Origin of the sequence: Prevotella brunnea (genome assembly GCF_008016795.1) — a bacterium.
GTDB classification, from domain to species: domain Bacteria; phylum Bacteroidota; class Bacteroidia; order Bacteroidales; family Bacteroidaceae; genus Prevotella; species Prevotella brunnea.
Genome location: NZ_SDIK01000010.1, coordinates 64,815 through 74,593, shown reverse-complemented (window position 1 = coordinate 74,593; position 9,779 = coordinate 64,815). Strand labels below are relative to the sequence as shown.

Genomic DNA, 9,779 nt, shown 5'->3' with positions numbered 1-9,779 from the left:
GACCATCAGGCGGATAGGCTTAGCCATGCGTCCGTTGTCCTTACAGTACAAGGGGGCAAAGGAACGCTCAAAGGTTTCCCAATTTATCAGATTGGCAAGTTTATACATTGGATGGGTGGGATTGAGCATGGATGCCAAGTCCCAAAACATTGATACCTGATGGGTGTTGTATGGAGATTTATACATTGTTGATTTGCAAGATTTTACTATGCAAAGATACAAAAGCTTGTAGATATATGCAAATAATAGAAAGGTTATTTTATTGATAATCAATAGATTATTTACTTTTCAAGGAACGACTAAATAGTTTTTAGAGCTGTCAAAAGAAAATGTAACGCGAGTTCGGGATAAGAAAATCTTTAGAAAAGTTTCAATTGCCTTGATTTCTCTACGTGTACCGGCAGTGCCTCCGGCTTATTGTCAAAGAAACAATAGGCTGTAAGAGCAGAACACAAGTTCATGATGAAATTATGTATTGATCGATGCCGTGAATGTACAAGGTCAGCCTATTACCAACTTTTTAAGAATTTTTCTTATCCCGAACTCGCGTATGTACGAAAAATGTTGTAAATTTGTCGTTAGAATAAAACGATCATTATCATAACTATCCCATCTATGAAGAAACTATTAGTTTTTGCAGGTGCCTTGATGCTGTCGGCTTCAGCGATGGCGCAGCAAACCCTTGAAAGTCAGATTGCAGAGTTAAAACAAAAGACTGAAGCACAGCAGCAACAGCTGAATGGTCTTTCCCTGCGTGTGAGCGAGGTGGAACAGCTGAATGTCGATCTGCGTAAGGCGATGAACTTTGGCAAGGCCATCACGACGGCACCAGGCAGCAATGGCGTAACCTACAAGTTGATTTCACTGAAGGGAAACAAGGCAGAAAAGACCATTACGGCAGTCTTCCAGATGTCTACAACAGGTGAATTGGTGGATATAGTTATTTTTGGATATGAAGCCTCCTATGTGGATTTGTACGGAGATCGAAAAAGGACAGAGAACCTTACCGTTGGTAATGACGTGATGGTCAGGATATTCAAAGATACCCCAACCAACGGTCGAATCATCTTCAATGATGTGGATATAGACAAGGTGAAGGAAATCAAACTGTTGCGCTTTGAAGTCCTCAATGGAGAGAATAAAGAATCCGTCATGTTTAAGGATTTGAAGGTGGAGTGGTAAAAGTGCTATCTTTTCAATTTCCACTCTCCATCCACCACATAACCACCATTGTCACCCACTTCCCATTGTGCATTTCGTTTGAAAGCCGATGTCTAGCGTGAAAGGACGTTATCAAGAATGCCATTGAAACGATGAGCCATTTAAATGGGCATAGGTTGGATCACTTGCAGAGTAGAGGGCAAGGCTTTGAAGTCAATGCCTTCTGAAGCCAAGTTAAAAATGCATTTGTGCGAGAAATCGACTCAATAGTGGCTCAGTAGGGGGGGGTAAAAACGACAAAAGAGGATTTCGTTTCTGAAATCCTCTTTTGTCGTTTGTGATCCGCATGGGGCTCGAACCCATGACCCCAACATTAAAAGTGTTGTGCTCTACCAGCTGAGCTAGCGGATCTTCCTACTCTCCTTTCGAAAGCGAGTGCAAAGGTATGGACTTTTTTTTGTATTTCCAAATTTTTTATTGTCTTTTTCTAAAATTTTAAGCAAGGACATCTTCTTTTTTTCCTCTTTTATTCGGTTAAGCTCGTGGCTGTTTCCTAATTGGCGGATGGGGTTGATGGAGATTCCGGTGCGTTGTCTTCATCGGTTTCTTTGGTAACGTATCGTTTCCAATAGGCAATGAGCAGGGTTGTTAACGGCAGTGCCACAATCAAACCGATAAATCCTAAAAGCACTCCCCATACGGATAGTGAGAGTAATAGGATAGCCGGATTGAGTCCCATGGCTTTACCCATGACTTTGGGTGTTACAATCATGTCGCAGATGAGTTGTACGATGATGAACACTGCTATGGCAGATAGTAGGACAAGCCAGAAGTTCTGTCCTGTGTCTGCGGCTTTTAGCAGTGCTAACAACGCTGCGGGGATGAGGGCGAAGGTGTGGAGATAGGGGACGAGATTGAGGATGCCAATGAGGATGCCCATACCGATTGCCATGGGGAATCCGATGATGGTAAATCCGATAGCGAAGAGGATGCCCATGATGAGCGATACCATGCCTTGACCGCGTATGTAGTTGTTGAGTTCTCGTTCCACGTCTTGTGCCAGACCTGTCCAGAATGGGCGTACATTCTTTGGGAAGATTTTTATCCATTTGGTAGTTAGCTTCTCATAGTCGAGCAAGATGAAAAATAAATACAATAGGGTAATAAACGATGCTATGATTGATAGAATAATGCTGGCAGTCTGTCCTATCACGGCAAATACTTTTGGCATGGCTGTTTGAATTGCCTTTGTAAAGTTTTGGCTATTAAGGAACTTCTCAATATCTTTTTGGTGCTCGTTTATCCATTCCTGAATGGCTGCCGAAATGCTGTTGGTTTCGGATGTGCTTTGCAGATAGTGTGTGGCAATGGCTATGAATTTCTCGAATTGTTCAATCAGTGGTGGTATGATGAAATAGGATATTCCGGCGATGATTGCCACCACGAAAAGGAAGGTTGCGATGATGCTCAACGCACGCGTCGGTACATGAAGTTTGAATTGCACAAACTTTACTGTGGGATGGAGGAGGTAAGCGAAGAGCCACGCGATGAAGAAGGGTAGTAGAACTCCGGAAAGTGTTTTTACGATGAAGAATGCGGCGATGATGGCAAGGGCTATCAAGGTCCATCTTATGAATTTGTCGAATGTAATGGGTTGTTGCATATTGTTTTCTGTTCGTTTCTATTTCTGAAATTATTTGTTAGTTTCTTTATTCTCCTTGTCGTTTTTTATCTTCTTGTATTGCTTGTTGGTAGCAGTTTCTGCACAACGGTTCGTATTCTTCTTTTTCTCCAAGCATTACCCTACGATTGTTTGCTATCAATCGATGGCTGCCATAAGCCAATGCTCCACATTTTACGCAGATGGCATGCACCTTTGTTACTTCGTCGGCTATGGCGCAAAGAGCCGGGATTGGACCGAAAGGCACTCCCTTGAAGTCCATGTCCAGACCGGCGATGATAACACGCGTTCCGTTGTTTGCCAGTTGGTTGCACACATCAATGAGCCCATCGTCCAAGAATTGCGCTTCATCGATTCCCACTACCTCTATGTTTGCCGACAACAATAGAATGTTGCCCGATGAGTCTATCGGTGTGGAGTGAATGGCATTTTGGTCGTGGCTTACCACATCCTCATCCGAGTAGCGTGTGTCGATTGCCGGTTTAAAAATCTCCACCCTTTGTCTTGCGAATTTCGCGCGTTTCAGTCGTCGGATGAGTTCTTCAGTTTTGCCCGAGAACATACTTCCGCAAATCACTTCTATGCGACCTTGTCGTCTTCTTTCGCCATTTGAATTGTCGATTTCAGTCATAGTATTTGCAAAGATAAAAAAAAATGGATAAATAGTTTTACTCAAAAAGTTAAAAGTTCTTTGTCGTTATTTCGTTCAAATTTCAATTTTGCGTAAAATGTAATGCCGATATATGTGATGATAAGAACTTGGTAATGGTTTTACTCCAAAGGCAGACTGTGTGATTTTGTGCCAACTTTTCTTTTTTTAGCATTTCTTTTATTGAAGTGTGGCGAAACGATTGTACATGTAAAAAATCCTAATTTTTTTTGAGTTTTCATCGATTTACTTTACATTTGCAGCATATATGGGTATATTATATCTTGTGCCAACGCCGGTGGGAAATATGGAAGATATGACTTTCCGTGCTGTCCGTATCTTGAAAGAGGCAGACCTCGTGCTCTGTGAGGATACTCGTACTTCGGGTATTCTGTTGAAACATTTTGAGATAAGAAACCGTCTGATGGCACACCATAAGTTCAATGAGCATGCTACGGCTTTAGGAATTGTCGAACGGATGAAAGCAGGTGAAACGGTTGCCCTCATTTCAGATGCCGGCACTCCGGGAATAAGCGATCCTGGCTTTCTGCTTGCCCGACAGGCTATAGCCGCCGGGATAACGGTGCAAACTCTGCCCGGTGCCACAGCGTTGATACCGGCTTTGGTTTCCAGCGGATTGCCTTGCGATAGGTTTTGCTTTGAGGGCTTTCTTCCACAAAAAAAAGGCAGGCAAACTCATCTTGATGGTTTGGCGGATGAGGCTCGAACAATGGTTTTTTATGAATCGCCTTACAGAGTTCTTAAAACGTTAGAACAATTTGTCGAAGTGTTTGGAGAGGACAGGCAGGTGAGTTGTTGCAGAGAGATATCAAAACTCCATGAGGAAAGCGTGAGAGGGACGCTGAAAGAAGTTGTGGCTCATTTCAGGCAGACGGAACCCCGTGGCGAGTTTGTCCTCGTTTTGGCTGGAAAGGAGAAGAAAAAGAAGATAGATAAACAAAAAATTAAAGCGATAGAATAAACGTGAAGAAGAATATATCTTCAGAATAGAAACATAAAATTGAAAGGATTATGAAAAAGCTATTATTTTTTGCGGTATGTGGCATGATGACATTAGCTTCATGCAATCAAAACAAGAAACCTGCCATCAATCCGGCGGAAATCCAAAATGACTCCCTGCGCGCCATCATTGATGCTCGCGACAACGAGGTGAACGACATGATGGCTACGTTGAACATGATTCAGCAAGGATTTGCTGAAATCAACGCAGCAGAGAATCGCGTTACGTTGGCAAAGGATGGTGAGGGCGCAGATAAAACTACGCAGATTAAGGAAAACATCCAATTCATTGCGAAACGCATGAAGGAAAATCGCGAACTCATTAAGAAGTTGGAACAACAGCTTCAAGAGACGGGCTTTAAGGGTGAGGAAATGCGCAAGACACTCAAGCAACTGACGGCACAGCTTGCACAGAAAGATAGCGAACTGCGGCAGTTGCGTAAGGAATTGGAGTCGAAGAATATTCACATTAAAGAACTGGATGAGACCATTACAGGCTTGAATACGGATGTGAGCAACTTAAAAACCGACAAAGAGAAACTCACTACAGAGAAGCACTCTTTGGAAAGCGAGAAACAAAATCTGCAAAACGAGACAAGGCAGAAGAGCGAGACTATCAATACACAGGACAAACAATTGAATACTGGATGGTATGTATTCGGAACAAAACATGAGTTGAAAGAACAGCGCATCCTTGACAATGGAAAAGTGTTACAGGGTAGCTTCAACAAGAGTTACTTTACGAAAATCGACATTCGCTCGACCAGCGAAATCAAATTGTATAGCAAGAGTGTTAAACTGCTTACTGCTCACCCGGGTAGCAGCTATACGCTTGTGAAAGATGCCACCGGACAGTACATTCTTCGCATCTCCGATCCGCAGACGTTCTGGAGTACCAGCAAATATTTGGTAGTGCAAGTAAAGTAAATATATAAGATAGATTGTCGTAAGAATCAAAAAGTTAGGCAGGGTAGTGTCGTTATATTGACATGTTACCCTGCCTTTTTAGATTATAGTGTGATGGCACAACCGGCGATTGCCCAAATACCGGGTTGTGGCACATTGCCGTAATCCAAGTAATTACAATCTAACAGATTATTGCCTTCCATATAAGCGGTCCATTTCTCATTGCTCCAACTCAGGCGAGCATCCAATACACCGTATGTGGCATAGGAATGTCGATTGTTATCCACGTCGATGTAGCTGCCCATGCGATGTTGTAATCTGTAGTTAAGTCCCAAATCAAGCCTTTTCCATAGATTGAGCTGCATATTGGCGCACAACTTGTTTTTCAGATATTCCAAGACATACTTGCTCACAAGTCCTTCGTGTTCTTTCTCGTTTTGATTTAGGAAGCTATAAGCTATTCCAACCTTTTTTATAATATGCTGTGAAGGTATCAGGTTTAGCATATTTACATCAATGGAAGCCTCTATACCCAATGTGTTTATTTTTCCGAAGTTTACGCTTTTCCAAAGTACTGCTCCGTTTTCATCCAATGTTCCGTCAGATATCCAGTCAATGAGATTCTTTTGATGATTATAGAAAATGCTTGCCTTACCTATTATATGAGCTGTGTTATACTTTATTCCGGTTTCCAATGCCGAAAGTTCTTCCGGGCGCAAATGCTTATTTGCTTTATGTCCGCCTACGGAATAGAAGAGTTCGGTGAATGATGGCATGCGCAAGGACGTATTGTATGATGCGTATAGTTTCCAAGCATCGCCAAAACGATAAGAGATATCTATGCCCGGATAGACCCGCATACTCATGTCTGCCTGACTATTTTTTACTGCGATAATGCCTGCGGATAGCGTAAATCTGTTTAAGATTAAGTTATGTTCCAACACAAATTGCATGTTTGTTCGGTTGAAGCCATTTGTATAATCCTTATCCGTGCCATGTATGCGATGTGGTCGATAGAGCTTTTCTCCGAGATTGCTGCTTATCAAGTCCTCATGGCGCATCTCGGCACCGAATGCCGTGCGTCCGAAGCTCCAATCAAAATAAGCGTTCAGATTGATTCCATACACGTCAGTTCGATGATAATTGAAAGGATATTTATCGGGAGCGTTGCGAAACAGCTCAAATCTGTCCATGCTTCTGTTCCAATAAATAGATGGTTTGACATGAAAAACCCCCTTTTTATTTTCAGCTTGCACGGCAGTAAACGTTTTCAACGTGTGTTCAAATTGGTCATCGTATTTTACGCTGTAAAAAGTATTGGCCCCAAAGTTCTTCACGCTTAACCCGGCATGCCAGTCCACGGTAATCAGTTCATCGTTGTAATTACCTTGATAGAAAGCTTTTCCTACGTTATAATCAGCGTTGAGGCTGCCTTTCTTGTTTCGTAGATAGCCATCGCTGCGGATATAAGATCCGGAAATTTGGTTGTTCCATTTGTCTTTTGCAAGGTTCGCTCTTGCTCCCACGTTAAGATAACCATAGGAACCACCTTCTATACGTGTAGAGAGAGAAGTTTTTAGTGGAGTTCTCGTAACAATGTTTATCGCACCCAATAACGATGAGGTGCCATAAACTCTTCCTGCCGGACCTTCGAGTATCTCAACGCGTTCTATTTCGCTGATATCTACCGGGAAATCGAAGGTATTGTGTCCCGTCTGTGCATCTCCGATATTGATACCGTTAAGTAGAACTGTTATTTGTTCGGAGTTACCACCTCGTATGCCTACATCGGTCAAAGCCCCCAATGGTCCTTTCTGGCGCACATCCACGCCCACGGCATACTTTAACAGGTCGTTTACACTTTGTACCGGCGCCGTTTGTATGTTCTCACGACTCAGTACAGTTACCATTCTCGCTTGCTGGCTCACGGTCAGCGGCGCACGCGTGCCGGTAACGCTCACCTCTTCCAGCACCACATTTCTATCGGTTGCCATCGTGTCGTTGTCAATACGATCCGTGTCGATGCTAATGCTGTTGGCAGTAGCATGTTGGAGTGTTGCGACACTCAGTACACCAATAATCACTTCTTTGCCAATGACGGAAAAGAGCGAATAGCTGTGGTTGTTGAAGTGAATAAACTTCAGCACGTTGCGCTTGTTAAAAATTGGTTTGTACATAATAAATATAAATTAATTTACAACCTTTGCGCTTCATCCAAAGAGAAGTAAAGGTTTTCGGGGTGCAAAAGTACATAAAATATCATACAAACTGTGGAATAAAGAGTGTTTTATTCAAAAAGGAAAATAAATCAGGCGGAAGCAAACTGATTAAAAAATATTTCTTACTTTTGCAATCTGATAATCGAAAAAAGGCGGACGGAGAGCTTTTTCGCTATTTTCAAAATCTCGAGACAAACAAAACAATATACACAATGAAAGCATTGATTGACCGCATTCTCAAAGATGGCAAATGCTATGAAGGGGGAATACTCAAAGTTGACAAGTTTATTAATCACCAGATGGATCCCAATCTGATGAAACAGGTTGCCGTGGAGCTTATTCGGCGTTATGCCTCCACCGATATAAATAAAATTCTAACGGTGGAAGCGAGTGGGATTGCACCTGCCATCATGATGGGTTTTCTATTGGATTTGCCGGTGGTTTTTGCCAAGAAAAAGAAACCTTCCACCATGTCGGGCATGCTTTCCACTACCATTTTCTCGTTCACCAAACAGCGCGAATATACAGTTTGCATCTCCAAAGATTATCTCACGCCTAACGACAAAGTGCTTTTTGTGGATGATTTTCTTGCTTACGGCAATGCCGCCAAAGGCATTATCGACCTTTGTCAGCAAGCCGGAGCGGAACTTGTGGGTATGGGCTTTATCATTGAAAAGGCTTTTCAGCATGGGCGCGATGCAATTGAAGAAGCCGGTATTCGATGTGAAAGTCTTGCCATTATCGATTCTTTGAACGATTGTCGTATAAAAATCAGAATGTAGGTCTCCATGGAACAATCAAAAGAACTCATCTACGGACTAAACGATCGCCCACCCATTCGAGAAACGCTCTTTGCCGCGTTTCAACATTTGTTGGCTATTTTTGTTGCCATCATAACTCCTCCGCTCATCATCAGCTCTGCTTTGGAGTTTGATTTGGAAACCACGGGTTTTCTTGTTTCCATGTCATTGTTTGTTTCCGGTATAGCCACTTTCATTCAATGCCGGCGCATTGGTCCTGTAGGTGCAGGGCTATTGTGCATTCAAGGCACTTCGTTTTCTTTTATCAGCCCCATCATTGGCGCCGGTATGTTAGGAATGGTGAATGGAAAGATGAATATGGAATTGGGGTTGAGCTATATTTTCGGAGCTTGTATGGTAGCTGCCGTTGTGGAAATGGTGGTCAGCAGAATATTGCCGTATATGCGCAAGATTGTAACTCCCTTGGTCTCGGGAATCGTTGTGTCGTTAATCGGTATGTGTCTGATAAAAGCCGGGATTACTTCTTGTGGAGGTGGTCAGGCAGCGATGGATGCCGGGTCGTTTGGTTCCATGCAAAATTTAGGTTTGGCATTGCTTGTTCTGTTGAGTATCGTGTTTTTTAATCGGTCGGGCAATCGTTTTTTGCGTATGGCATCCATCGTATTGGGGTTACTTCTCGGCTGTTTTATCGCCTATTTCTTGGGGATGATGGATTTCTCTCGTTTGAGTGAAGCCGGAAATTTCATTATTCCTGTCCCCTTCAAATACGGACTGAATTTCAATATCGGTTCCATTATCGGCTTGGGTTTGATTTATTTGGTGACAGCAGTTGAGGCTTTCGGAGACATCACTGCCAACTCGTTGATTTCCGGGGAGCCCGTTGAAGGACCGGTGTTTATGAAACGCGCTCAGGGAGGTATTCTCGCGGATGGTTTCAACTCGTTTCTTGCCGCTGTTTTTAACAGCTTTCCCAACTCTATCTTCGCGCAAAACAATGGAATGATACAGCTTACGGGAGTAGCCAGTCGCTATGTCGGGTATTTTATCGCGAGCGCGCTCGTATTGTTGGGTTTGTTTCCCATCGTCGGACAGCTCTTTTCGCTCATTCCCGACTGCGTGCTCGGTGGTGCGACGCTATTGATGTTTGGAACCGTAGCCGCTGCCGGCATTCGCATTATCGCCGCGACTGAAATCAACAGAAAAGCCGTACTTGTCATGGCAATAAGCTTTGCCATGGGACTGAGCGTGGAACTCGTTCCCGACATTTTGACCCAGATGCCCGATGTGATAAAAAATATTTTCTCAAGCGGAATCACTACCGGCGGACTTACCGCCATTCTCGCCAATGCCTTTATCCGTATTAAAGAATAAAGACTTTTTGA

At 43.2% G+C, this 9,779-nt stretch carries 8 protein-coding genes, 1 tRNA gene and 2 pseudogenes; 5 read left to right on the top strand and 6 right to left on the bottom strand.

Annotated elements, in window-relative coordinates; translation table 11 throughout:
• Positions 1-186, bottom strand: a pseudogene (locus ETF27_RS01505) (IS5/IS1182 family transposase); the annotation flags it as partial.
• A gap of 173 nt (positions 187-359) precedes the next feature.
• Positions 360-506: pseudogene (locus ETF27_RS11730) on the bottom strand (IS982 family transposase); the annotation flags it as partial.
• A 109-nt stretch (positions 507-615) separates the two neighbouring features.
• Here ETF27_RS11730 and ETF27_RS01500 point away from each other — a divergent pair.
• A complete protein-coding gene (locus ETF27_RS01500; protein WP_130828458.1) occupies positions 616-1,182 on the top strand; it encodes a hypothetical protein in 567 nt (188 codons plus the stop codon).
• 317 nt (positions 1,183-1,499) lie between these two features.
• Here ETF27_RS01500 and ETF27_RS01495 read toward each other — a convergent pair.
• From ETF27_RS01495 to ETF27_RS01485, 3 genes are all read right to left on the bottom strand, one after another.
• Positions 1,500-1,572, bottom strand: a tRNA-Lys gene (locus ETF27_RS01495).
• A gap of 142 nt (positions 1,573-1,714) precedes the next feature.
• Positions 1,715-2,824 (bottom strand): AI-2E family transporter, encoded by a 1,110-nt coding sequence (locus ETF27_RS01490; protein WP_130828459.1) that lies wholly within the window; start codon positions 2,822-2,824, stop codon positions 1,715-1,717.
• Between the two features lie 46 nt (positions 2,825-2,870).
• Positions 2,871-3,473: a thymidine kinase gene (locus ETF27_RS01485; protein ID WP_130828460.1), complete on the bottom strand. Its 603-nt coding sequence runs from the start codon at positions 3,471-3,473 to the stop codon at positions 2,871-2,873.
• Positions 3,474-3,759: 286 nt separating this feature from the next.
• Here ETF27_RS01485 and rsmI point away from each other — a divergent pair, with 286 nt between their 5' ends.
• Positions 3,760-4,473, top strand: a complete 714-nt coding sequence (gene rsmI / locus ETF27_RS01480) for a 16S rRNA (cytidine(1402)-2'-O)-methyltransferase (RefSeq protein ID WP_130828461.1) — start codon at positions 3,760-3,762, stop codon at positions 4,471-4,473.
• Positions 4,474-4,523: 50 nt separating this feature from the next.
• On the top strand, positions 4,524-5,438 hold the full coding sequence (locus ETF27_RS01475) for a Cbp1 family collagen-binding glycoprotein adhesin (protein WP_130828462.1): 915 nt from the start codon (positions 4,524-4,526) through the stop codon (positions 5,436-5,438).
• 83 nt (positions 5,439-5,521) lie between these two features.
• Here the strand turns inward: ETF27_RS01475 and ETF27_RS01470 are convergent, their stop codons facing one another.
• On the bottom strand, positions 5,522-7,594 hold the full coding sequence (locus ETF27_RS01470) for a TonB-dependent receptor (protein ID WP_130828463.1): 2,073 nt from the start codon (positions 7,592-7,594) through the stop codon (positions 5,522-5,524).
• Between the two features lie 254 nt (positions 7,595-7,848).
• On the opposite strand from ETF27_RS01470, the gene xpt reads away from it, so the two are divergent.
• Positions 7,849-8,418 carry a xanthine phosphoribosyltransferase gene (gene xpt, locus ETF27_RS01465; RefSeq protein WP_130828464.1) on the top strand — a complete coding sequence of 190 codons (570 nt, stop codon included), beginning with the start codon at positions 7,849-7,851 and terminating at the stop codon, positions 8,416-8,418.
• 6 nt (positions 8,419-8,424) lie between these two features.
• A complete protein-coding gene (locus ETF27_RS01460) occupies positions 8,425-9,768 on the top strand; it encodes a nucleobase:cation symporter-2 family protein (RefSeq protein WP_130828465.1) in 1,344 nt (447 codons plus the stop codon).
• The last annotated feature ends 11 nt before the right edge of the window (positions 9,769-9,779 follow it).

Bases quoted from the DNA above. Each gene is read 5' to 3' on its own strand.
- rsmI (WP_130828461.1), top strand. From the start codon at position 3,760: ATGGGTATATTATATCTTGTGCCAACGCCGGTGGGAAATATGGAAGAT.
- xpt (WP_130828464.1), top strand. From the start codon at position 7,849: ATGAAAGCATTGATTGACCGCATTCTCAAAGATGGCAAATGCTATGAA.
- ETF27_RS01500 (WP_130828458.1), top strand. From the start codon at position 616: ATGAAGAAACTATTAGTTTTTGCAGGTGCCTTGATGCTGTCGGCTTCA.
- ETF27_RS01490 (WP_130828459.1), bottom strand. From the start codon at position 2,824: ATGCAACAACCCATTACATTCGACAAATTCATAAGATGGACCTTGATA.
- ETF27_RS01470 (WP_130828463.1), bottom strand. From the start codon at position 7,594: ATGTACAAACCAATTTTTAACAAGCGCAACGTGCTGAAGTTTATTCAC.
- ETF27_RS01475 (WP_130828462.1), top strand. From the start codon at position 4,524: ATGAAAAAGCTATTATTTTTTGCGGTATGTGGCATGATGACATTAGCT.
- ETF27_RS01485 (WP_130828460.1), bottom strand. From the start codon at position 3,473: ATGACTGAAATCGACAATTCAAATGGCGAAAGAAGACGACAAGGTCGC.
- ETF27_RS01460 (WP_130828465.1), top strand. From the start codon at position 8,425: ATGGAACAATCAAAAGAACTCATCTACGGACTAAACGATCGCCCACCC.